This is a genomic window from Geobacter argillaceus (assembly GCF_007830735.1).
Classification (GTDB): domain Bacteria; phylum Desulfobacterota; class Desulfuromonadia; order Geobacterales; family DSM-12255; genus Geomobilibacter; species Geomobilibacter argillaceus.
In genome coordinates this window covers 56,644-80,442 of the sequence record NZ_VLLN01000010.1, presented here as the reverse complement: position 1 = coordinate 80,442, position 23,799 = coordinate 56,644, and the positions used below count along the sequence as shown (strand labels likewise).

The 23,799-nt window shown below is 58.6% G+C and carries 22 protein-coding genes; 10 read left to right on the top strand and 12 right to left on the bottom strand.

All coding sequences use genetic code 11. From position 1 onward, the window contains the following. Positions 1-45 precede the first annotated feature (45 nt). The 5 genes from mtaB to JN12_RS09750 form a co-directional block, all read right to left on the bottom strand. Entirely contained in the window at positions 46-1,338 is a 1,293-nt protein-coding gene (gene mtaB, locus JN12_RS09770; RefSeq protein WP_145021852.1) for a tRNA (N(6)-L-threonylcarbamoyladenosine(37)-C(2))-methylthiotransferase MtaB, read from the bottom strand. 79 nt (positions 1,339-1,417) lie between these two features. Then, on the bottom strand, positions 1,418-2,101 hold the full coding sequence (cysE, locus tag JN12_RS09765) for a serine O-acetyltransferase (RefSeq protein WP_145021849.1): 684 nt from the start codon (positions 2,099-2,101) through the stop codon (positions 1,418-1,420). A 162-nt stretch (positions 2,102-2,263) separates the two neighbouring features. Next, positions 2,264-3,004: a succinate dehydrogenase/fumarate reductase iron-sulfur subunit gene (locus tag JN12_RS09760; RefSeq protein WP_145021846.1), complete on the bottom strand. Its 741-nt coding sequence runs from the start codon at positions 3,002-3,004 to the stop codon at positions 2,264-2,266. Then, positions 3,004-4,917: a fumarate reductase/succinate dehydrogenase flavoprotein subunit gene (locus JN12_RS09755; RefSeq protein ID WP_145021843.1), complete on the bottom strand. Its 1,914-nt coding sequence runs from the start codon at positions 4,915-4,917 to the stop codon at positions 3,004-3,006. The genes JN12_RS09760 and JN12_RS09755 overlap by 1 nt, the downstream gene beginning before the upstream one ends. 10 nt (positions 4,918-4,927) lie before the next feature. Beyond that, a complete protein-coding gene (locus JN12_RS09750) occupies positions 4,928-5,587 on the bottom strand; it encodes a succinate dehydrogenase cytochrome b subunit (RefSeq protein WP_456237313.1) in 660 nt (219 codons plus the stop codon). Positions 5,588-6,041: 454 nt separating this feature from the next. On the opposite strand from JN12_RS09750, the gene tgt reads away from it, so the two are divergent. Together tgt and JN12_RS09740 are read left to right on the top strand one after the other, a co-directional pair. Then, the gene (gene tgt, locus JN12_RS09745; protein ID WP_145021837.1) at positions 6,042-7,157 is read left to right on the top strand and encodes a tRNA guanosine(34) transglycosylase Tgt; all 1,116 of its coding nucleotides are present in this window, start codon (positions 6,042-6,044) and stop codon (positions 7,155-7,157) included. 107 nt (positions 7,158-7,264) lie between these two features. Then, the gene (locus JN12_RS09740) at positions 7,265-7,663 is read left to right on the top strand and encodes a PilZ domain-containing protein (RefSeq protein ID WP_145021834.1); all 399 of its coding nucleotides are present in this window, start codon (positions 7,265-7,267) and stop codon (positions 7,661-7,663) included. Here the strand turns inward: JN12_RS09740 and JN12_RS09735 are convergent, their stop codons facing one another. From JN12_RS09735 to JN12_RS09715, 5 genes are all read right to left on the bottom strand, one after another. Then, positions 7,664-8,881: a putative nucleotidyltransferase substrate binding domain-containing protein gene (locus tag JN12_RS09735; RefSeq protein WP_246125821.1), complete on the bottom strand. Its 1,218-nt coding sequence runs from the start codon at positions 8,879-8,881 to the stop codon at positions 7,664-7,666. It lies immediately after the preceding gene. A 76-nt stretch (positions 8,882-8,957) separates the two neighbouring features. After that, complete coding sequence (locus tag JN12_RS09730; protein ID WP_145022052.1) at positions 8,958-10,946, bottom strand: solute symporter family protein; 1,989 nt, start codon at positions 10,944-10,946, stop codon at positions 8,958-8,960. 14 nt (positions 10,947-10,960) lie between these two features. Next, entirely contained in the window at positions 10,961-11,269 is a 309-nt protein-coding gene (locus JN12_RS09725) for a DUF485 domain-containing protein (protein WP_145021831.1), read from the bottom strand. 119 nt (positions 11,270-11,388) lie between these two features. After that, complete coding sequence (locus JN12_RS09720) at positions 11,389-12,159, bottom strand: IclR family transcriptional regulator (protein ID WP_145021828.1); 771 nt, start codon at positions 12,157-12,159, stop codon at positions 11,389-11,391. Positions 12,160-12,559: 400 nt separating this feature from the next. Further along, entirely contained in the window at positions 12,560-12,940 is a 381-nt protein-coding gene (locus tag JN12_RS09715) for a hypothetical protein (protein ID WP_145021825.1), read from the bottom strand. A gap of 156 nt (positions 12,941-13,096) precedes the next feature. Here JN12_RS09715 and JN12_RS09710 point away from each other — a divergent pair, with 156 nt between their 5' ends. Genes JN12_RS09710 through ruvA form a run of 3 tightly spaced genes read left to right on the top strand, consistent with a single transcriptional unit; the run spans position 13,097 to position 14,989 of the window. Further along, complete coding sequence (locus JN12_RS09710; protein WP_145021822.1) at positions 13,097-13,840, top strand: YebC/PmpR family DNA-binding transcriptional regulator; 744 nt, start codon at positions 13,097-13,099, stop codon at positions 13,838-13,840. Next, entirely contained in the window at positions 13,840-14,340 is a 501-nt protein-coding gene (ruvC, locus tag JN12_RS09705) for a crossover junction endodeoxyribonuclease RuvC (RefSeq protein ID WP_145021820.1), read from the top strand. The genes JN12_RS09710 and ruvC overlap by 1 nt, the downstream gene beginning before the upstream one ends. Before the next feature lie 46 nt (positions 14,341-14,386). Beyond that, positions 14,387-14,989 carry a Holliday junction branch migration protein RuvA gene (gene ruvA / locus JN12_RS09700; RefSeq protein WP_145021817.1) on the top strand — a complete coding sequence of 201 codons (603 nt, stop codon included), beginning with the start codon at positions 14,387-14,389 and terminating at the stop codon, positions 14,987-14,989. A 94-nt stretch (positions 14,990-15,083) separates the two neighbouring features. Here ruvA and JN12_RS09695 read toward each other — a convergent pair whose 3' ends face one another. After that, entirely contained in the window at positions 15,084-15,599 is a 516-nt protein-coding gene (locus JN12_RS09695) for a peptidylprolyl isomerase (protein WP_145021813.1), read from the bottom strand. Positions 15,600-15,796: 197 nt separating this feature from the next. On the opposite strand from JN12_RS09695, the gene JN12_RS09690 reads away from it, so the two are divergent. The 4 genes from JN12_RS09690 (at position 15,797) to JN12_RS09675 (ending at position 19,754) form a co-directional block, all read left to right on the top strand. Beyond that, a complete protein-coding gene (locus JN12_RS09690; RefSeq protein ID WP_145021810.1) occupies positions 15,797-16,462 on the top strand; it encodes a peroxiredoxin in 666 nt (221 codons plus the stop codon). 259 nt (positions 16,463-16,721) lie between these two features. Continuing rightward, a complete protein-coding gene (locus tag JN12_RS09685) occupies positions 16,722-18,218 on the top strand; it encodes a M16 family metallopeptidase (RefSeq protein WP_145021807.1) in 1,497 nt (498 codons plus the stop codon). Next, entirely contained in the window at positions 18,215-19,633 is a 1,419-nt protein-coding gene (locus JN12_RS09680) for a M16 family metallopeptidase (RefSeq protein WP_145021804.1), read from the top strand. The genes JN12_RS09685 and JN12_RS09680 overlap by 4 nt, the downstream gene beginning before the upstream one ends. 13 nt (positions 19,634-19,646) lie before the next feature. Continuing rightward, positions 19,647-19,754, top strand: a complete 108-nt coding sequence (locus JN12_RS09675; protein WP_145021801.1) for an RCKP-type rubredoxin-like domain-containing protein — start codon at positions 19,647-19,649, stop codon at positions 19,752-19,754. 50 nt (positions 19,755-19,804) lie between these two features. Here the strand turns inward: JN12_RS09675 and JN12_RS09670 are convergent, their stop codons facing one another. Beyond that, positions 19,805-22,036, bottom strand: a complete 2,232-nt coding sequence (locus JN12_RS09670) for a PAS domain S-box protein (RefSeq protein WP_211360527.1) — start codon at positions 22,034-22,036, stop codon at positions 19,805-19,807. A gap of 462 nt (positions 22,037-22,498) precedes the next feature. Here JN12_RS09670 and JN12_RS09665 point away from each other — a divergent pair, with 462 nt between their 5' ends. After that, positions 22,499-23,785: a sensor domain-containing diguanylate cyclase gene (locus tag JN12_RS09665; RefSeq protein ID WP_145021798.1), complete on the top strand. Its 1,287-nt coding sequence runs from the start codon at positions 22,499-22,501 to the stop codon at positions 23,783-23,785. The last annotated feature ends 14 nt before the right edge of the window (positions 23,786-23,799 follow it).

Below are 23,799 nucleotides of genomic sequence, written 5' to 3'. Positions count from 1 at the left end.
GGAAGGGGCGATTGAACTGATCTGATTCACATATTTTTCAAGGGTTCAAACCTTTTCGCCCAGGAGTTCGCCGCCGGCAAGGCCAGTTATCCGGACCATGATCTCCCGGTTCAACAACTCCTCATCCCCCGCCAGGGTAATAACCAGATAGTTCCTGGACAGCCCCCGCACCAGTCCCGGTCGCACCGCTTCCTGCACCAGCACCGACAGTTCCCTGCCGATAAATCGGGCCGCATGGACGGTCTTTTTGTGCGCCCCGAGCGCACGCAGCTCCGCTGCCCGCCGGGTGATCACCGCCGGCGGCAGATGGCCGGCCATGGTGGCGGCCGGGGTCCCGGTACGGGAGGAATAGGGAAAAACGTGCAGATAGGCGATCGGCAGTTCGTCAAGAAGCGCGACGGTCTCCGCATGCTCTTCGTCGGTCTCGCCGGGAAACCCGGCAATCACGTCCATGCCGATGGTGATGTCAGACACGGCGGCTACCAGTCTGGTGACCAGTACCCGCACAAATGCCCGGCTGTAGCGGCGGTTCATCCGCTCGAGAACAGTGTCCGACCCGCTCTGTAGCGGGATATGGAGGTGGGGACAGACGACCCTTGACATGGCCAGGAACGCAATCATCCCGTCGTTCACCTCGTTCGGCTCCACGGAGCCGAGGCGCAGCCTGGGAACAGACTCTTCCTCCTCCACCGCAGTCAGCAGGTCCAGCAGCTCCCGCTGCGGGTCCAGGTCGAGCCCATAGGCGCCGAGATGGATACCGGTCAGGACCACCTCGCGGAACCCCTCGGCCGCAAAGCGCCTGATTCCCGCCAGAACATCTACTGCGGCAACACTGCGACTCCGACCACGGGCATAGGGGACGATACAGTAGGAGCAGAAGGCGTTGCAGCCGTTCTGCACCTGCAGGAAGGCCCGGGTATGCTCGGCAAAGGTCTCCAGGCAAAGGGGCTCGGCCCGCTCCTCGGCCATGATGTCCGAGACCAGGACCCGTTGCCGGTCGTCCAGCGTGCGGAGCAGTTCGACTATCGATTTCTTTTCCGTATTGCCGACGACCAGACTGACGCCGGGGAGGGACCGCACGGCATCGGCCGCCACCTGGGCGTAGCAGCCGGTAACCACCACCCGGGCAGCGCCGTTCCTCCGCACCGCCCGGCGAATGAGCCGACGCGACTCGCTGTCGGTTCGCCCGGTCACGGTGCAGGTATTGACGATATAGACATCCGCCTCGGCATCGAAAGGGACCAGTTCATACCCCTCCCGCCCCAGCGACTCTGCCATGGCGGCTGATTCGAACTGGTTGGTCTTGCACCCCAGCGTAGATATGGCAACGCGTTTCATTGGCTCCTGCGACCCTCAAATAAAACTGGGAAGCCATCAGCGGCTTCCCAGCAATTCAGTTCTGTATTCATAGCGCGGATCAGCTGCGATCGGCAAGCTGTTTTTTCAGCGTCTCGTGCTCGGCTGCCAGACTATCGTACTTTCGCTCCAGCTCCCGGATCTGATCGAACAGGCAGGAGATCGCCTTGGCCTCGGGATCGGGAAACTTGCCGTGTTCCAGGTCGGCACGCTCTTTCGGTTCCTTCGGCTGTTCCGCCACCACCACCCGGCCGGGAATGCCCACCACCGAAGAATTGGGGGGCACCTCCTTGACCACCACCGAATTGGACCCGATCTTGCTGTTCTTCCCCACCGTGAACGGCCCGAGCACCTTGGCCCCGGAACCGACTACCACGTTGTCCTCCAGGGTCGGGTGCCGCTTGACCTTATCCCAGGTTACCCCACCCAGGGTTACCCCGTGATACATGGTGACGTTGTCGCCGATTTCAGCGGTCTCGCCGATCACCACGCCCATGCCGTGGTCGATGAAGAACTTCCGGCCGATAGTGGCGCCGGGATGGATTTCGATACCGGTGAGGAAGCGGGCCATATGGGACGTGAAACGCCCCAGAAAAAACAGCTCGTGGGTCCAGAACCAGTGGCTGATCCGGTGAAACCAGACGGCATGGAGCCCCGGATAGCAGAACAGCACTTCCAGCGAGTTCCGGGCTGCCGGGTCCCGATCAAAGACCGATTGGATATCCTCTTTCATGCGGGCAAACATGGGCTGTCTCCTCCCGTTTCACGCGTGATGATTTTGAGTAGCATGCCCGACTAAATCCGTCAATTAAATCCTCAGGCAGTTAGCGCGTCCTTCGGGAAGAAAAGCGCAAAAAAAGGCGGGTCTGACGACCCGCCTTCAGTGGTGCATCGTGCTGCCAGGATGTCAACTGGCGATGGCCTTCAGGTATTCCCGGTTAAGCTTGGCGATGAACTTGACGTTGATCCCCTTCGGGCAGGAAGCCTGGCACTCGTAATGATTGGTGCAGTTACCGAACCCACACTCCTTGAGGGCCTCGGTCATGCTGTTGACCCGCTCGGCAGCCTCGGCCTTCCCTTGCGGGAGGACCGCCAGTTGGGCCACCTTGGCGCTGGTGAAGAGCATGGCCGAGCCGTTGGGGCAACCGGCTACGCAGGCACCGCAGCCGATGCACTCGGCAGCGTCCATGGCGTAATCGGCCTCTGGCTTCGGAACGAGCAGGGCGTTCCCGTCGGCAACCCCGCCGGTATGGCAGGAGGTGTAGCCGCCGGCCTGGATGATGACATCCAGGTTCCCCCGGTCAACCACCAGGTCCTTGACGATCGGGAAGGCAGTGGCGCGCCACGGCTCGATGAAAATGTTGTCGCCGTCCTTGAACGAGCGCATGTGCAGCTGGCAGACCGTGGTCCGATCCTGCCCGCCGTGGGGAACGCCGTTGATGACCTGAGAGCACATCCCGCAGATCCCTTCGCGGCAGTCGTGGTCGAACGCAATCGGCTCGACCCCTTTCTTGATCAGTCCCTCGTTCACTTCGTCGAGCATTTCCAGGAAAGACTGGTCCGGGCTGACATTGTGTGCGTCGTAGGTCTCCAGCTTGCCCGGAGCATTGGGACCCTTTTGGCGCCAGACGTGTAGTGTAAGGTTCATTATTTGTAGCTCCTTATGGCAAGGTGAACATTCTCAAACTTGAGCGGCTCCTTGTGCAGCTCCGGCTCGTTGCCGACCCCCTTGGACTCCCAGGCGGCGGCATAACAGAAGTTGGCGTCGTCCCGCTGGGCTTCGCCGTCCGGCATCTGGTGCTCCACCCGGAAGTGGCCGCCGCACGACTCCTCGCGGTGCAGGGCATCCTTAGTCAGCAGCTCGGCGAACTCCAGGAAGTCGGCCACACGGCCGGCGTTCTCAAGCTGCTGGTTGAAGTCGCCACCCTCGCCGGAGACGTTGACGTTGTTCCAGAACTCGTCGCGCAGCTTGGGGATCTCCTTGAGCGCATTCTTGAGGCTCGCATCGCTGCGGGCCATGCCGACGTTTTCCCACATGACCTTCCCCAGAGCACGGTAGATCTCGCTGACGGTCTTCTTCCCCTTGATGGCGAACATCTTCTTGATGTTGCCATTGACCTCTTCCACCGAGCGCTTGCACTCGGCGTGGTCAACCGAAACAGCGCCCGGCTTGGTCTGGGCCAGGTAGCCGCCAATGGTGTAGGGGATGACGAAGTAGCCATCGGCCAGACCCTGCATGAGGGCCGATGCCCCCAGGCGGTTGGCGCCGTGGACCGAGAAGTTGGCCTCGCCCAGGACGAACAGGCCCGGAATGTTGCTCATGCAGTTGTAGTCGACCCAGAGACCGCCCATGGAGTAGTGGGGGGCCGGGTAGATCCGCATCGGCTGCTTGTAGGCGTTCTCGTCGGTGATCTTCTCGTACATCTCGAAGAGGTTGCCGTACCGCTCGCGGATGGTGTGTTCCCCAAGGCGCTTGATGGAAGCGGCAAAGTCGAGGTAGACACCGCGGCCACCGGGTCCGACGCCACGATTGTCGTCACACTGCTCCTTGGCGGCCCGGGATGCGATGTCCCGCGGCGCCAGGTTGCCGAAGCTCGGGTATTTCCGCTCCAGGTAGTAGTCACGATCTTCTTCTGGGATATCGCCCGGCTTGCGGTTGTCGCCCTGCTTCTTGGGTGCCCAGCAACGGCCGTCGTTCCGGAGCGACTCGGACATCAGGGTCAGCTTGGACTGATGCTCGCCGGTCTGCGGGATACAGGTCGGGTGGATCTGGGTGTAGCAGGGGTTGGCAAAGAAGGCGCCCTTCTTGTGGGCCTTCCAGGCGGCGGTTACCGAACACCCCATGGCATTGGTGGAGAGGTAGAAGACGTTCACGTAGCCGCCGGTGCAGAGAACAACCGCATCGGCCACATGGGCGCGGACTTCACCGGTCACCAGGTCGCGGATCGTGATCCCCTTGGCCTCGCCGTCGACGACGATCAGGTCCAGCATCTCGGTGCGGGGGAACATCTTGACCGTGCCGGCCTTGATCTGGCGGGCAAGGGCCGAGTAGGCGCCCAAGAGCAGCTGCTGGCCGGTCTGGCCACGGGCATAGAAGGTACGGGAGACCTGGGCGCCGCCGAAGGAGCGGTTGTCCAGGTAACCGGCGTAGTCGCGGGCAAAGGGAACGCCCTGGGCCACGCACTGGTCGATGATGTTGTTGGAGACCTGGGCCAGACGCCAGACGTCGGCCTCGCGGGCCCGGAAGTCGCCACCCTTGATGGTGTCGTAGAAGAGACGGTAGATGGAGTCGCCGTCGTTCGGGTAGTTCTTGGCGGCGTTGATCCCGCCCTGAGCCGCGATGGAGTGGGCGCGACGGGGGGAATCCTGATAGCAGAAGGCCTCCACCTGATAGCCCAGCTCTCCCAGGGAGGCGGCAGCAGCACCACCGGCCAGGCCGGTGCCGACGACGATAACCTTATACTTACGCTTGTTGGCAGGGTTCACCAGCTTCAGATCGAAGCGGTGCTTATCCCAGGTTTTTTCGATTGGTCCGGTTGGACATTTTCCGTCGAGTATCACTCTAAACCCCCTATTTTGTCAGAATGCCGGCCAGGATGGAGACGGGAATGAGAACATATCCCGCCAGCAGCACGAAAGACAGCGCCTTGCCAGCCATTGTGATCCCCGGCTGGGTCTTGTCGTTGTTCCACCCCAGGGTCTGGAAGAAGCTCTGTATCCCGTGGGAAAGGTGGAGGAAGAGGGCTGCCATGGCAACCACGTAGATCAGGGCGGTCCCGGCATTGTGGAAGGCCGAGGTCACCATGGTGAAGACGTCGTAGCGGCCCAGGGCGTCAACCCCTTTCACGACACCGGGCGTGACCCGGGCAGTGAAGTGGAGGATATGGTAGATGATGAAGGCAAGCAGGGTCAGACCGGTCCAGATCATGGTCTCGCTGGAGAAGGTCGCCTTGATCTTCTTGTTGACCGCATACCCGGTCGGGTTGGCAGCGTTGTTCTCCAGGGTCAGCATGATGCCGAAGGTCAGATGGACCAGCAGGAAGGCCAGCATCACCAGGCGGAAGACCCAGACCAGTGGCCCCAGGTCGTGAAGGTGCTGCGCGTAGGCGTTGATACCGTTGGGGCCGACAAAGATGGAGGAGTTCCCCATCATGTGCACGATGGCGAACAGAACCATCCCCTGGCCGCTGATCGACATGAGAATCTTTCTGCCCACTGTACTGTTGAGCATTTGCATGTTCCTTTCCTTTACCAGTTCTTGGGAGTGTGTTTCGTGTCAGTAAGGGATGAGGTTCCAGAGTCGTGGTTCCTGTCCGAGTGGTGGTCCTCGCCAACTGCTTAACTCTTGCATATCGATCCCCTTTCCCGAAGTTTATTGATAATCAAGATTTCCAGTGCAGTCGCACCACTGTTCCTTCCACGAATTGTCGGCTGCATCCTAAACGTCGTTTTAGGAAAAATCAACAAAATTGTGTATACAGTGGCCGGAAACAACCCGGTAAAGCCTTTTATTTAAGGGCTTGCACCATTTTCCATCGTGCACACAGTATACGCAAACAGAGGAACCGGGAATCGGGGAGATGAAAAAATCCTTACGCCTCCGGCCTCTGGCTCTTGACGTACTTCGCGGCAACGTCGATAATGCGCGAAACGATCAGCACGACACGAAAAGGATTTCATCGCCAATGCGCTTTACTCTGCTTAAAACCGATCCCCACACGGCGGCCCGTCGCGGCCGACTGGAAACGCCCCATGGCACCATCGAGACTCCAATCTTCATGCCGGTCGGCACCCACGCTGCCATGAAGGCCATGACCCCGGAGCAGGTGGAGGCCACCGGCGCCCAGATCATACTCTCCAACACCTACCATCTCCATCTGCGCCCCGGCGAGGGGCTGGTGGCAAAGGCCGGCGGGCTGCACCGTTTCATGGCCTGGGACCGGCCGATTCTCACCGACTCCGGCGGGTTCCAGGTCTTTTCGCTCCCCAACAAGCGGATCACCGAGCACGGCGCCTATTTCAAGCACGAGATCACCGGCGACGAGGTCTTCCTCGACCCGGCCAAGGCCATTGCCATCCAGGAAGCGCTGGGGGCGGACATCATCATGGCCTTTGACGAATGCATCCCCTACCCCTGCGACCGTCAGTACGCCGCCGCCTCAACCAATAAGACCATCCGTTGGGCCGAGGCGTGCAAAAAGGCCCAGACAAGGGCTGACCAGGCACTGTTCGGCATCGTCCAGGGAAGCGTTTTCGAGGATCTGCGCGCCCTGTGCGCCAGGGAACTGGTGGCCATGGACTTTCCCGGCTACGCCATCGGCGGGGTATCGGTCGGTGAAGGGCTGGAGCTCCTGAAAAAGGTGGTCGCCATGACCGCCCCGTTCCTGCCGACGGACAAGCCCCGCTACCTCATGGGGGTCGGCCTGCCCGAAGATATCCTGGAGAGCGTCGAGCGGGGAATGGACATGTTCGACTGCGTCATTCCCACCCGTTATGCGCGGAGCGCCACCCTGTTCACCAACAGGGGAAAGATCCGCCTCACCCACAAGAACTACAAACGGGACTTCTACCCCATCGAACCGAATTGCACCTGCTATACCTGTCAGAACTTCACCAGGGCCTACCTGCACCATCTGTTCAACGCCAACGAGGTCCTCTCGGCGATCCTGGCCAGCATTCACAACGTTCACTTCTACCTGGCCATGATGGCAGACATCCGTCAAGCCATCGAAGATGGCCGATTCGCAGAGTACAAGCGGACATTCCTTGCCGAGTACCTCGGCAAGGGGAGCACGAATTGACTTTTCTGCTGCCACCTTCTTCATAAGACGACATCGCACACTTGTGAAAAATATGCGGTTGCGGTAGCTTCACATCATGAAGCAGTTAGAGTCGAAAGAGCCGCCAGATGATTGAGCAGAGGACATCACACCGGATTGATTCACATCTGCCCGCCGCCATTGTGCACAACAATGCCGTCTATTTTGCCCAGTTGTGCAATCTGGGCAATCGCGGGGCATATCTAAAAACGCACATCAAGTACTATCTCGATCAGTATGTCGACCTGTCCATCTACCTGCGGGACGGAAAGACCGCCCTCTCCCTGACGGTTCCGAGTAAAGTAGTACGTGCCGATACCAACGGCATCGGCATTTACTCACAACACCTGGACGTCAGCATGCTAATCCGCCTGGAGGGACACCTGTCTTTTCATAAAGGGAATTTCGAACAGATAATGGCTGAACTTTTTCATGAAATCATGCCGAACACCGGCAACGAAACCGAGGGATCTGTCGAGCTTAGGTAATCACATGATGGAAAAATTGGTATGAATCACCTTCTGCAAATCTTCGATTCGGAGCAGGGCCTTGCGGAGCTGTTCCCGTTCCTCGGCCGGAAGCTCGTAGGGATTGATATAGTGGGAGTCTTTCTGGATTCCCTTGATGACCTTGATCTGGAGCAGGATACGGTACCTGGTTAGGATCAGGTAGGCATCGGCAAGCCCTTTGGCCATGGCAGGCGAAAAACTCCCCTCCTGTTGCAGCAGCTCGATCCGCTTCAGGGTACAGGAAGCGGGAATCCCCTGGTTGATGGCCAGAATCCGGACATTCATCACCAGCGGTGCCCAGGCCAGGAGCTTCAGGTTAAATTCGCCCTTGTGCTCCCCCCCCCCTTCGGTCCAGAACCGCTTGAGGAATCCGAGGGCCAGTTTCATCTCGGTGGCTGCCTTGGCCATTCCCCACAGGGCCTGAAAATAGTCCTGTTCAAGGCCCCGGATCAACCCGATGAGGCGCGCTGCAAGATCCCTGTCTCCGGCCACGTAGCGGGCATCGGAGAGCACGATCAGGTCCATGAGGTTCTTGGCGTAGTCCTCATATTCGTAGCGGACAATGGCGAGCAACTTCCTGCGCCACTGGGCATAGGAACCACGCCAGGTAGGGTTGGACGGCATGATGTCGCCCGTACACTTCTTGAAGCCGATCTCGGCCAATCTCTCCACCAGCAGAAGACTGAACGCGGTAAAATAGTCATCGGCCGCCAAACCGCCGTCATCGCCATACACGACCAGATAATCCTGATCGGTGATCAGTGTCTGTTCCTCGCGGCCGTCGCTCCCCATGCTGATAAGGGCAAAAGGAACCGGCGGGTCCCCATGACCGTTCCCGACCATCTCCTGCACCACCAGATCGACGGTACTGCCGGCCAGGAGGTCCCGATAGTCGGTACAGTGGCGATGCAGGCCAACCACCGACTGCATCTTGAGAAACGCATCCATCTCGTGGGTGTTGAATTCGCTGTGGATTTCAGCCAGACGGCCATAATCGCCGCAGCCGGCGATTTCGGACATAAGCGACGTTCTGCGGGCGGCATCCTCCACAGCCCACGCGATCTCCTGGTCAAGCGCATCCTTGAGCGACTGCAGCACCAGAACCGTTTCGCCACGCTCCAACTGCGTGAGAAAAGAGCGGACCCGCTTCATCACGTCGTCAATAAACTGCTGATCGTTTTCTGCAATCATATCCATCAAACGTCTCGGAAAAAAATGGGGAAGGCCAAAGCCTTCCCCAACTGTATCACAAGATTAAAAGGATGCCCGCATCTTAGTGGTCAATAGCCTTGGCCATGCCGATGCCGGTGTTCTGACGGACATAGATTTCGTCCCACATCTCTTCCGACTTGCGGCTCGGGAAGGCGAGGCAGCCGAGGATCGCGGCCAGGAAGCCGAGCGGAATGGAGATGATGCCCGGATTCTTCAGCTTGAGAAGCGGCTTGTCCAGACCGAGGATCGACTTGCCGTCCTTGTTCTTCTCATAGTCCACCTTGGCCTTCTCGAGTGCCTTGGCATCCTTCTCGTCAAGGGTGGCACCCGGAGGCAGGGCAGCCTGCTTCTTCTCCATGGCCGTGATGACCTTCTGTGCGCCGGCGGCCACGGTCTTCGGATAGGTCATGTTGGGGGAAACCATGACCAGGGCGATGGAGGCGATGGTGCCCACCAGCAGGCCGGAGATGACGCCGCCGGTGTTGAACTTCTTCCAGAAAAGCGACATGACCACGACCGGCAGGTTGCCGGAGGAGGCGACGGCAAAGGCCAACGCCACCAGATGGGCAACGTTCTGCTTCTCGGCAGCGATGCCGATGACAATGCCGACGGCGCCGACCACCAGGGAAGTAACGCGGGCAGCCATTACCTGCTCGTGCTGGTCGGCATGACCATCCTTGATCACGTTGACGTAGATGTCGTGGGCAATAGCGGCGGAGGCGGCCAGAACCAGGCCGGAAACCACCGCCAGGATGGTGGCAAAGGCAACCGAGCAGAGGAAGGCCAGGAAGATATCGCCAACGATCGGGGAGATGTCGGCGCCCAACTGCTGTGCCAGCAGCAGGGTGGCCATGTTGCCGCCGGCGTCGACCGAGGTGATCACCTGCGGGGTGACGTTAATGGCGGCGCCGAAGCCGAGCAGGGTGGTAACGACATAGAACATGCCTATGATCCACATGGCGATGATGACCGACTTGCGGGCAGCCTGGGCAGTCGGCACGGTGAAGAAGCGCATCAGGATGTGAGGCATGCCTGCGGTGCCGAGCACCAGGGCCATACCGAGGGAGATCTGGTCGAGCGGCGCCTTCATGAAGAGGGCCGGTTCCAGAAAACGCTGGCCGGCTTCGGTGCCGTTCAGGATAACGCCATCCTTCAGGACGAGCTTGGAGACGTGGTCCTGGATGTTGGGGTTGTTGACGATGTCGGAGAAGAAACCGATCGGGTTGAAATGCGCTTTGGCCAGCACCAGCACTGAGAGCAGGACCGCGCCGGACATGAGCAGGCCGGCCTTGATGATCTGGACCCAGGTGGTGGCGGTCATGCCGCCGAACACGACGTAGCCGATCATCAGGATACCGACGCCAATGATGGAAGTCTTGTAGGGGATGCCGACCAGAAGAGCCATCAGCTTGCCGGCACCGACCATCTGGGCGGTCAGGTAGAAGGTGGAGACGGCCACGGTGGAGATGGCGGCCACGGCGCGAACCGGCTTGGGCTCGGTACGGAAGGAGAGGATATCCCCCAGGGTGTACTTGCCGGCGTTACGGCACGGCTCGGCCACGATCAGGAGCACGGTGATGTAGGCCACCAGCCAGCCGACCGAGTACATGAACCCGTCATAGCCGTAAAGGGAGATCATCCCGGAAATCCCGAGGAACGAGGCGGCAGACATGTAGTCACCGGCAATGGCCCAGCCGTTCTGGGTACCGGTGATGCCGCCGCCGGCGGCGTAGAAATCGGCCGCGGTCTTGGTCTGCTTGGCAGCCCAGACGACCACGCACATGGTGATGCCGATGATGACCAGGAACATGCCGATAGTTATGACCTTGTTGGCCTTGATCTCTTTTTTGAGCGGCGCAGCCGGAGCAGGCGCCGGGGCGACCGCAGCGGGAGCGGGGGCTACAGCCGCAGGGGCGGCAACTGCTGATGCGCCGGCGGCAGCCGGAGCGGTAGCAGCAGGCGCACCGGCAGGCTCCTTGGCCGGCTCGGCTGCAATGGCGACGGAACCCAGGCTGAGGGCTAATGCAAAACCTACGAACATTTTTTTCATCATGTAGTCCTCCTTTACTTGAGTTCGTCAACCAGCTCGCGGGTCAGCCGGTCGAAGTCTTTGTTGGCCACATGGGCGTAGTAATGGGCCAGTGCCCAGGAAACGATGAACTGGGAAAGGGCGAAGATATACCCGAAGTTGATGACGCCGATGATCTTGATCTTGAAGAGGCCCGGTGTGTAGGCCGCTCCGATAGGGAGAAGGAAATAGTAGACAGTGGAAAATATCCACCAGCCGAAAAGAAAAACGGTCTTCTTGCGATGCAGCTCGACGAACTTCGGATTCCTGGCAATTGCTGCCCAATCATACTGCTTCTCTGCCATGGTCGTTACTCCTTTCTGTTGGATTCTGTAACCGAAAAGACGGCGTCCCGCCCCCCGCTAATGAGGATTCTGCGTGCAAACCTCCTTTCCGAAAATGGTTTCGGTATTAATCTGTAGAACTATACCCGAGCGTAGCCAAATTTCATTGAAAGAGTCTCAGCTCCCTCCATCAGGGATGGAACGATCTCGTTTTCTATCCGATCGGTGAGGAGTCGAAACGATGGCCCCAGGAGCGTAATGGCCCCCACCACCTTGCCGGCATAATCGCGAACAGCGACAGCCACACCGACAATCCCCTCCCCCAAGCCACCGCTGTCGATCGCCACACCTTTTTCCCGGATCTCGGAAAGTTCCGATTCAAGCCTGGCGACCTCGTCGGCATCCATGCGCCGACGGACCTTCTTGAAGAACTTTTCCAGCAGGTCCCCCGGCTCAAGGGCCTTGATCGCCTTACCAGCCGCGTTGGTAAAAAACGGGTACTTCTTGCCCACCAAGGCAGCCGCCTTGACCGGTTGATCGCAGTCGACCATATCGAGGAACAGCACCTCTTCCCCTTGCAGCACGGTCAGATACACGGCCTCGTCATGCTTGCGGGCCAGCGTCTCCATGACCGGATGGGCGTGCCGTATGAGACTGGCACCGTTCACTACCCGCTGCGCAAGCCCCAGCATCCCCAGCCCGAGACGATACACGCCGCTCTGCTCTTCCCGCTGGACCAGCTCCCGACTCTCAAGGGTGGCCAATAGCCGGAACACCTTATTGCGACTGACCCCCAACGTCTCGGACAATCTGGGGAGCGTCGCATCAAGCGTACCCTCAGCCAGAACCTCTAGAATATCCAGAGCATTCTCAACACTTTGCACCGTATATTCGCGCTTGTCCCTGAACATGGAGATCCCGTTTTCACTGCAAAAAAACGATTGTTTTACAAACGCATAGTTAAGTAGTTGGTGAATTTCTAACACGACGTTCTATATGTGTCAATATCGTTTTTGGCTTTTTGTATACATTTTTATTTTTTCCTTTATTTTCAGTGGAGTTTTAATGTGAGAGCTCCTGCAATAAATTCAGGTTATATAAATTGTATTGGCAAGAAACACGAGTTTGAAAATAAATGGCGGGTCCCGCTCCACGTCCGGATTCATCAACAATGCTGAACAGTTATAGCTGGCTCACGCCAAACGGCAGTAAACAAAAAAAAAGGGGGAAATCAAACGGGGGGGGATTCAGCCTGCCACCTCACGCAACTGGGGCAGCCCGGGTCGGCATAGGCGGGTTGCGTCAGATCGTTCAGCGGAAACGAATTGCCGTGGCCTGAGCGCTGATCTCTGAAGAGGGGAAAAATATATACGTGGCGTTCTTCACTTTGACTTCAGGAAGAATGATACCGTCGGCATCTATTCTCGCAGCTTCGGTCCGGAGCGCATGGTATGCCCAGTCATAGTCGGCCGGAGTGAGATCCTCCGGAGCCCCGTACCGCTCCCGACTCACCGTCAGTTGCCCGACCTTTGCATAAGGTCGGCTGAGTTCCTCCTGACTGAAGATAGGGGGAAGTCCGCGGCCGTTACTGCCGGTTCCGGCACACCCGGAGAGCAGCAGCCCCAACAACAGGCACGAGACCAGCGCTTGAACCAGCCGTTGCCGGTAAAACGAAAAAGCACCTATCTCCATGACAACCTCCCTAACCGGACCAGACTCGCAACTCTCGCAGGAACAAACAGATTGTCGGGCAGTTTAGCGGCATTTTTCATCCTTTACAAGGCAGATTTTACCATGCTAGTATTTCGCGTTTTTACGTCCACAACCATTCCAGGAGGAGATAGAGGGATGTCAGGTCATAATAAATGGAGTACCATCAAGCACAAAAAAGGTGCCGCTGACGCCAAGCGCGGCAAGATCTTCACCAAGCTGATCAAGGAGATCACCGTTGCCGCCAAGCTCGGTGGAGGCGACCCGAACGGCAACCCCCGCCTGCGAACCGCGGTTGACAAAGCCAAGGCCGAAAACATGCCCAAGGATAATATCGACCGGGCCATCAAAAAGGGCACCGGCGAAATGGAAGGGGTCACGTACGAGGAGATCGTCTACGAAGGCTACGGCCCCAATGGCGTGGCAGTCCTGGTGGAAGTGATGACCGACAACCGGAACCGGACCGTTTCCGATGTGCGGAGCATCTTTACCAAGTGCAACGGCAACATGGGCGAGGCCGGCTGCGTTGCCTGGATGTTCGACAAAAAAGGACTGCTTGTTTTCCCAAAATCGATCGACTTTGACAAGCTGTTCGAGGCGGCCATTGAGGCTGGTGCCGATGACGTGACCGACGAGGACGATCAGTTCGAGGTCACCACCGATCCCGCGAACTTCATCGAGGTACGTGAGGCGCTGGAAAAGGCGGGGTTCAAACCTGAATCGGCGGAAGTCACCATGATCCCCCAGACGCAGATACAGCTGGAAGGGAAAGCTGCCGAGAGCATGCTGAAGATGATGGATCGGCTGGAGGACAACGACGACGTCCAGAATGTGTACGCCAACTTCGACATCTCGGACGAAGAGATGGAAAAAATGATGTAATGCGTGTTTTAGGCATCGATCCCGGTTCCCGCATCACCGGCTATGGCATTACCGAGAAGATCGGGAACCGGCTCGTTCATATCGACAACGGCGCCATCTTCACCGACAAGGCCGGTGACTTTCCGAACCGGCTGAAAGCGATCTATGAAGGACTCGCCCATGTCATCGCCACCTATAGCCCCGACGCAGTGGCCGTCGAGCAGATCTTCCTCGCCCACAACGTCCAGAGCGCCCTCAAACTGGGGCAGGCCCGGGGCGCGGCCATCGTAGCCGGAGTCAATGCCGGCCTGCCGGTTTTCGAGTATACGGCAATGCAGGTCAAACAGGCCGTGGTCGGCCATGGCCACGCCAGCAAAGACCAGGTCCAACAGATGGTCAGAATTCTCCTGAACCTGCCGGAAATCGCCCAGGCCGACGCCTCCGATGCCCTGGCCGTGGCCATCTGTCACGCCAATTCGGCAAATCTCAAAGCAATGGTGCAGGCTAAGGTGAACAGATAATGCCCTCACCCGTCACCGTTCACACATCACTGTTCACGGACATCCCATGATCGCCCTACTTACCGGCCGACTGGCCCACAAATCGCCGGAAGCCATCGTTCTCGACGTGAACGGTGTCGGCTACCGGGTTCAGGTCCCTTTTTCCACCTATTTCGACCTGCCGGCAGAGGGGGCGAACGTCACCCTGCACATCCACACCCATGTCAAAGAGGATGCCATCCACCTCTTCGGGTTCCGTACCCCCCTGGAAAAACAGTTTTTCCAACTCCTGCTCACGGTTTCCGGCATCGGGCCCAAGCTGGGACGGGACATTCTCTCCAATGTCCAGGCCGAGGAGTTGGCAGGCGCCCTTGCCCGTGGCGATCTTGCCCGACTCTCGGCCATTCCCGGCATCGGCAAAAAAACAGCCGAGCGCCTCGTCCTGGAACTGAGGGAAAAGGTGAAAAAACTCGGGCTGGAGCTGTCCACCCAGACGGCCGCCCCGGGACGAGCACCGGACAGCGGTCTGCTCGACGATGTCGCCTCTGCCCTCATCAACCTGGGTTACAAAGAGACGCTGGTAACCAAGGTCCTGGCTGAGCTGGCACCACCTGACGATACGCAGATGGAAGCCGTGCTGAAGCAGGCCCTGAAACGGCTGATGCGCTGACCGCCTGCCGTACCGTTGTTATCAAGCCACCCCGCAACACAAAGGCCGCCGGTATTCCCCGACGGCCTTTGTGCGTTTTCGATCTCCGTGGGGCTTACCCCGCCACACCGGCCTTGGTGATGGTTACCGGCTCCAGAGGCACGTCCCCATGCCCCCCTTTGCTACCGGTCTTCACCTCCCTGATGGCGTCGACCACCTCCATACCATCAACCACCTGACCGAAAACCGCATAGCCGAACTCCTCCGGCCGCTTTCCCTTATAGTCGAGGAACGCATTGTCCACCACGTTGATGAAAAACTGCGACGTGGCACTGTCGACCACTGCCGTCCGGGCCATGGCCAGGGTCCCCCGCATGTTTTTCAGACCGTTGTTAGCCTCATTCTTAATGGCAAAGCGGGTCTTCTTGGGCTGCATATCCGCATCCATCCCTCCCCCCTGGATCATGAACCCTTTGATGACCCGGTGAAAGATAAGGCCGTCATAATACCCTTCGTTCACATAGGTGAGAAAGTTGCGGACCGTAATCGGGGCCTTGTCCTTGAAAAGTTCAATGGTGATGTTCCCGTGGGAGGTCTCCAGCACTACCCGTGGATTCTGCTCTTCGCTCATCTGCATCTCCTTTGCTTTGTAGGTTTCACTCAATCGTGAACAATTTCTCACGGATTCAGGTCGATACGTACGGCTCTTCTATCACACTTTGCCCCTGGAATGAATCGCTTTTTCCGTACTCCGGCATTGTAATGCCCGGATGCTGCGTTATGCTTTTCAAGGTCAAGTCCATTAGTATCCCACAGGAGGATCGCCACATGTCCCTATACGGATTTCGCACGCACCGCTTGACCGCGCTGGCCATGACGTTGCTGCTGCTTGCGTCGTTGAGCCTCTCCCTGCCAGTCGAAGCCACCGAAACGAAGACCACCCGGGAAGCGCCGGCCATCGCCAAAGTCGGTAAGCCCGCACCTGGCTTCACCCTGGAGGGGGTGATCGGCACCGTGCCGGGGAAAGAGTTCAAGACCGTCAACCTGGCCGACTTTCGCGGCAAATGGCTGGTATTCTTCTTTTACCCGGCCGATTTCACCTTTGTCTGCCCGACAGAGATCAAGGGGTTCAATAGCGCCCTGGAAAAGTTCAAGGAGTTGGGGGCGGAGGTCATCGGCGCCTCGACCGATAGCAAGTGGTCCCACCTGGCCTGGATCAAGCGGGGCGACCTGGGGGATCTCAAAATCCCCCTGCTGGCCGACTTCAACAAGACGACGGCCCGCAATTACGGCGTCCTGGAAGACGAAGCCGGCGTGGCTCTGCGCGGACTCTTCATTATCGACCCGAACGGCATTCTCCAGTATCAGGTGGTGCACAACCTGGACGTGGGGCGGAGCGTAGATGAGACCATCCGGGTCCTGGAGGCGCTTCAGACAGGATCGCTCTGCCCGCTTGGATGGAAGCCGGGGGAAAAGACCCTGGACAGGAAGTGATTCAGTACCGTTTGAATAACACGGAGCAACGGAGCAACGGAGCCACGGAGAAAACAAGAAAAATACAGTCCACCTCGGTTGGTGAGTTCCAAACAGAGAGGGCTATATTTCCCCCCGCGATTCTGCTCAGTTGCTCCGTTGCTCTGTGTTTAAATGCTTTTACAGGACGATTCGCCTCTCCGCCACTCTTTACATCACCCCTCCCCGCTGCTATAAATGTCAGTTGCATACCGTTCCATTCCATGATTGAGGTGATTGCATGAAACTTAGTATCAGCACCCTGGTGGCCCTCTGTGCCCTCATTACCATAGTCCTGCCGGCCCGGGGAGAAGGGCTGGCCGACAGGGTACGCGAGCACACCCTGCAAAACGGTATGAAACTCCTGATCGTCGAACGCCACACTTCCCCCACCATCGCTGCCTGGATCCGCTTCAAGGTGGGGAGCGTGGACGAACGGAGCGACGAGCGGGGAATCGCCCACCTGCTGGAGCATATGCTCTTCAAGGGGACCAAGACCCTCGGCACCACTGACTATGAGGCGGAAAAACCGCTCCTGGACCAGATCGAGACAACCGCCCAGCAGATCCTTTTGGAAAAGGCCAAACGGGAAAAGGGGGACGCCGCCCTGATTGCCAGGCTGGAAAAGGAACTGAAGGAGCTTGAGGCAAAGGCTGGAACGTATGTGGTCAAGGAGGAATTCGCCCAGGTCTACGCCAAGAATGGCGGGATCGGTTACAACGCCTTCACCAGCAAGGATGGCACGACCTACCTGATCAATCTCCCGGCCAACAAGCTGGAACTCTGGGCCGCCATCGAGTCCGACCGGATGAAGAACCCGGTCCTCCGTGAGTTCTACACCGAACGAAACGTGGTCATGGAAGAGCGGCGCCGCTCCTATGACGCCCAACCGGAAGGAAAACTCTGGGAAACGTTTCTGGCCTCTTCGTTCCTGGTCCACCCCAACGGACAGCCGGTCATCGGCTGGGCCTCGGACATCGCCAACCTGACCCGGACCAGGACCGAGGAGTTTCTCCACCGTTATTATGCGCCCAACAACGTCATCGTCGCCATCGTCGGGGACGTACGGAGCGACGCAGTGATAAAACTGGTGGAGCGCTATTTCGGCGACGTCAAGCCCGGTACGCCGGTACCGCCGGTGGCGGCGGAGGAACCGCGGCAGCAGGGTGAAAAGCGGATCGAGATCGTCGGCGATGCCGAGCCGGAACTGATGATCGGTTTCCACAAGCCGACCCTCCCCGACCGGGACGATCTGGTCTTCGACGTCATCGACATGCTTCTCACCGAGGGACGGACCTCCCGGCTCTTCAGGAAGCTGGTGGTCGAGAAACAGCTGGTGACCGAAGTCGGTGCCTTTACGGCGCCGGGGCACCGCTACCCAAACCTCTTCATCGTCAGCGCCACACCGCGCGCGCCGCACACCGTCCCTGAGGTGGAAAAGGCGATCTACGACGAACTGGAGCGACTGAAAAGCGAGCCGGTCTCGCCGCAAGAGCTGCAGCAGATCCTCAACCGGCTGGAATACGAAGAGGTCCGCCAAATGGGTTCCAACGGCGGCCTGGCCAGGAACCTCACCGAATATGAGGCGATTGCCGGCACTTGGCGCTACCTGATCGAACATAGGCAGAAAGTGGCCAAGGTAACACCGGCCGACATCCAGCGGGTAGCCAGGACCTACCTGACGGAAACCAATCGGACTGTCGGCTTTATCACCAAAAAGGGGGCAGGTAACCAATGAAAACCGTCATCCATCTCCTCGGCTTTTGCCTGACCCTGCTCGTTGCAGCCGGCTGCTCCCTGCCGGCCAAGGCCGTCGACCCGCGGGCACTCACCTTTGCCCCGCTCCGGTTCTCCATTCCCAAGGCCGATCGGGCCACCCTGGATAACGGCGTCGTGGTCTACCTGATGGAGGATCACGAGCTGCCCCTGGTCAACATGACCGCCTACGTCAGGACCGGGAGCATCTATGAGCCGGCCGACAAGCTCGGTCTGGCAAGCCTCACCGGCAGCGTCATCCGGAGCGGCGGCACGGAAACCCTTGCCCCGGAAAAACTGGATGCCGAACTCGAATTCATGGCCTCCGGCGTGGAATCGGGGATAGGCACTGAAATGGGAACAATGTCCCTGACCACCCTCACCAGGAACCTGGACCGGACCCTGGAACTGTTCGTCGACGTCATGCGCCGCCCCGCCTTTCGGGAAGACCGGGTTGCCCTGGCCAGGAACCAGACCATCGAGGCGATCCGCCGCCAGAACGACGACCCCAAAGGGGTGGCGAACCGCGAGTACACCAGGGCCGTCTATGCCGGCCATCCCCTTGGCCGTATCCCAACCATCGAGACGGTGAAGAACATCACCCGTGATGACATGATCGCCTTCCACCGCCAGTTCTACGGCCCCGCTAACATCATGCTGGCGATCTCGGGCGACTTTCGCAAAGAGGAGCTTCTGGCCGCCCTGAACCGGCTCATGGCCGGCTGGAAAGGGGCGGAGAACCCGCTGCCCGCCATTGCCCAGCCGGCCATGAACAAGCCCGGCGTCCTGTTTGCCCGCAAAGAGGTGAACCAGTCCGTCATCCGGATGGGCCTCCTGGGGATCGACAAGAACAACCCGGACCTCTACGCCCTTCGGGTCATGGACTATATCCTGGGAGGGGGCTTCACCTCCCGGCTTACCAACGAGATCCGCTCCAACCAGGGGCTCGCCTACAACGCCGACAGCCATATGGATGTGGGGCGCCTTTTCCCCGGCACCTTCATGGCCGAAACCGAGACCAAATCAGAGTCAACCGGCAAGGCGATCTCCCTCATGCGGAACATCATAACCGGCATGACCAGTGAGCCGGTGACCGATCAGGAGATCAGGCAGGCCAGGGATTCCCTTATCAACTCCTTCATGTTCGGCTTCACCAAGACCGACATGATCGTCAATCAACATGCCCGGCTGGAGTTTTTCGGCTACCCTGCCGGCTACCTGGAGAACTACCGCGACAACCTCGCCAAGGTCAGCAGGGACGACGTGCTGCGGGTGGCGAAGAAGTATCTCCGTCCCGAGGCCATGGTGCTGATGGTGGTGGGTGACGACAGGAAGTTCGATCAGCCCCTTGCTACCTTCGGACCGGTAACCGAGATCAGGCTGGAGACGACAAAATAACGGAGGTAAAAAAATGGCTACCTGGAAGTGCAAGAGCTGCGGCTACACCAAGGAAGGACGCTGTAAACCCCAGAACTGTCCCCAATGTCAGGAAAAGGGAAAATTCGAGAAGAGTGAGTAGACTGCAATAAAGGCTGGCGGGAATCCGCCGGCCTTTATGTTTCGCCCATATCAGGCAATTCCGAAGCCTGGCAGGGTGAAGGAAAATGTCGCCCCCGCCCCGAGTGCGCCTTCTCCCCAGACCGACCCGCCATGGCGGTGGATGATCCGCTGCACCGTAGCCAGCCCCACGCCGGTCCCCTCGAATTCATCGACACTGTGCAGCCGCTGAAAAGGGCCGAACAGCTTTTCGGCATAGGCCATGTCGAACCCGGCCCCGTCATCACGGACATAATACACCGTTACGCCATTTCGTTTCTCTGTCCCGAATTCGATGCGTGCAAATTGATGGTGGCTGGTGTATTTCCAGGCATTACCCAGCAGGTTGTCCATGACTACCCTGATCAGTCGAGGATCGGCGTTGGCCTGCACCCCTTCGGCAATGACAGCCTCGACCGACCTGTCCGGATACCCATTGGCCAGTTCTCCGAGTATTTCCCGCACCATGCCGCTCAGATCGACCGTCTCCAGCTGTATCTCACCGCGGGACATCCGGGAGAGCTCCAGCAGGTCATCGATCAATTGGGCCATCCTGGCGGTCGCCCGGCGGACACGCTCCAGATCATCCCGGCCCTCGGCCGGCAGCAGCGCGCCGCAGTCCTCGATAAGGGCGTGGCTGAAGCCGTCGATATGACGCAGCGGCGCCCGCAGGTCATGGGAAACGGCGTAGCAGAATGATTCCAGTTCCCGGTTGGCCGCCTCCAACTGCACGGTCCTTGCCGCGACCCGCTGTTCCAACTCGGCATTCAGGATAAGGATCTCTTCCTCGGCCCGTTTCCGCTCGGTGATATCATCATAGAGGGCAAGTATCCCATACGGGACGCCATCGCCACCACGAAGGGCAGTGCCGGACAGGCGCAGATCGATGGTCTCGCCGCTCTTCCTCACCCGCTGGATCTCCCGATCCACAACCACCCCGTCACGAAGCACTTCCTGCAGCACCTGCGGCGACTCATCCTGTTTTTCCGGCAGAATCAGCGGCGAGAGCTTGCCAAGCACCTCGGCGGCTTGCCAGCCAAAGGTCTTTTCAGCGGCCGGGTTCCACAGGACCACTGTCCCGTCCAGTCCGAGACAGGAGATGGCGACCGGCGAAGCGTCCACGACCGTCTGCAATGCAAGGTGCGCCTTGCAGAGCTCGTCATGCCCCCGCATGCTCTCGTCCATCTGCTGTCGCAACTCTTCTTCGGTCATGGTCAACTCTTCATTGCGGTGCTTAAGCTCTTCCTCCCGCTGATCCACCGCCTCGGCCATCAGGATAAAGCGATCTGCCAGGAGATCCAACTCCTCGAACCCCGACGTTTGCGTCTTCAGCCCATAGTCGCCTGCGGTGATCAACTGGGCGTTGCGGCCAAGGGTATCAAGCGGGCGAAGAAGATGCTTCAGACTCCAAAGTGCGCTGATTAAAGCCAGCAGCACCGTCGCCCCCAGTCCGACAGCAAAGGCAACCTTCACCTTCCTGAGCGGGGCAAAGGCCTGTTCGACAGGTTGGGCCACAGCCAGCAGCCAGCCGGTTTCCGGAATAACCGTAATACTGGCGATCCGGTCGGTTCCCTGAAAGGTATACCGGTAGGTGCCGTATTTCCCCATCAACCCATTTTTGATCACCGACAGATTCGAACCGTCGTATCGCTTTCTGACAAGGGTGGCATCGGGGTGACTCACTAACCTGCCCTGCCGGTCAACGATGTAGGCGTACCTTTGATCCTTGGTGACTCGCATGACCATGCTGTCGAGCCGCTGCAAACCAACGCTCCCCACCACGGACCGATCGTCGTCGACAGACACCGCCAGGCTCACGGCGGGAAGGCCGGTCGTTACGGAAACGAACACATCGGACCAGTGGTGCGGGGCCGGTCGTCCCTTGCCGAACAGTTCATTGTCTCCGGCAAAGTGAGCCAGCCCGAACCGTTCCCCCATCTTATCGAACAGGGGGGAGGTACCGTCACGACGCGCAAGACAGAGCACATCAGGCTTACCGGCCACACTGTAACCGGGACTGACGGCCGTATCGCTGCACCGGTCAGTTCGGGCAATGGCGGTGACCTGTTCCCTGAAGAGGCTCAGATAGTCGGATGCCTCTCTGGCCAGGATCTTTGCCAGGGCCATATTTTCACTACCGACATCTTCGAGAAAGTCGCGTTCGAAAAGCTTATAGGAGACGAAACCGACACCCAGCATCGGAAGAAGCGCCACAAAGAGCGAGTTGATCACCAGCGCCTGTTTTAAGGTCTTGACGAGCTTCATGGCAACCTTTGTCAAACGTCGTTACAGCCCGGAGAGGTCGTGAAAATTACCAGGACAACCGATTGGAACGGCAGCAAATTGCTATAAACAATATCTTTTCGGAACCATGACTGTCAATAATTAAACGTTAAAAATTAACAATTTATCGCATTGGCAAATAAACTGCATTATGGGCGTAAGACACCACCGCTGGTATACATTGTACATTTCCGTCACGGTGCTAACCATGAGCAGACTGGCATTACCTACATGGTTCTCTGTCCGCCGCCTGTAAACGGCGCAAAAATATGCTGTTAAATCATTCAAACATGTTATAGATTTAATCTTTAAAAATGAAGCCGGGCGCTACAAACGGCAATGGATACACAGACTCGTGCGGAAAAAATCAAGAGCACAGACTACCCACCGATACCTCGACATATGCATAGTCGCAAAAACATCCCTCAATGACGGAGTTCGGTGATGATTGACGCTCAGGCGGCAAATACGTGCCCGATCATCCTGATCGTGGAAGATGATCCCGGAATTGCGCGATTGGCATGTATCTCCCTTAACAAACATGGATTTTCCTGTATCCGGGCCGCCAACGGCAGCGCGGCGATAAACCTGCTTGCCGACCACCGTCCGACCCTCCTGCTCCTCGACTACACGCTGCCGGACCGGACCGGTGCCGCACTGGTCGCCGAACTGAAAGAGCTGAAACTCCTCCCGCCGTTCGTCATCATCACCGGCAGCGAAGACACCTCCCTGGCGGTAAACATGATGAAGATGGGAGCACGTGACTACCTGGTCAAGGACGGAAACTTCCTGGAGGTACTCGTCCCGGTGGTGAGCCGGGTCATGCACGACCTGGAAACCGAGGCGCGTCTGCAGCAGGCCGAGGCGGCCCTGCGGGAGAGCGAAGAACGACTCCGTTCGACCCTGGCCTCCCTTGACGATCTGATTTTCGTCCTCGACAAAAACGGCATTTTCATCGACTTTTACCAACCGGAGAATCAGGCACGTCTATTCATGTCAAAGGATCAGTTCCTCGGCAAGGCTTACTGGGAGGTCGGCCTGCCGGTGGAGCCGATCAAACAGATGGCCAAGGCCATTGCCGACGTAAAAAACACCAATGCTGTCCAGGCGTTCGACTATGTGCTGAACTACCCGGACGGGAATGAATGGTACAACGCCAAGGTCTCCATGCGGCGCGACCCCAGCGGCTCTTTTGACGGCATCACCATTGTCAGCAGAAACATTACCGAACGGAAGCTCTCCGAGGAAAAGCTGCTCTACATGAGCACCCACGACCCGCTGACCGGCCTGTTCAACCGCACCTATTTCGACACCGAACTTGAGCGCCTGATCAAAAGTCGCAGCTTCCCGGTCAGCATCGTCATGGCCGACGTTGACGGTCTTAAAAAGATTAACGATACCCAGGGTCACGCCGCCGGTGACCGGATGCTGAAAACCGCAGCTACGGCCTTGTTGGATGCCTTTCGTTCGGAGGATGTCCTGGCCCGCATCGGTGGCGACGAATTCGCCGTGCTCCTCCCCAACACCGACGAAGCCGCTGCAAAGAGCGCCGTCGACCGGGCCAAAAACTGCCTGGCAGCCATTGAACCCGAACAGGGAAACGTGCCCGTATCGCTCTCGTTGGGCTGGGCAACGGCCCTCAAAGGGGGCGAGCTGCTCACCACTCTCAGAAAAGCGGATGCCAGAATGTACCGGGATAAAGGCCCCAGGGGACGTCGCCACAGCAGCTGACCTGAACCGGGAAA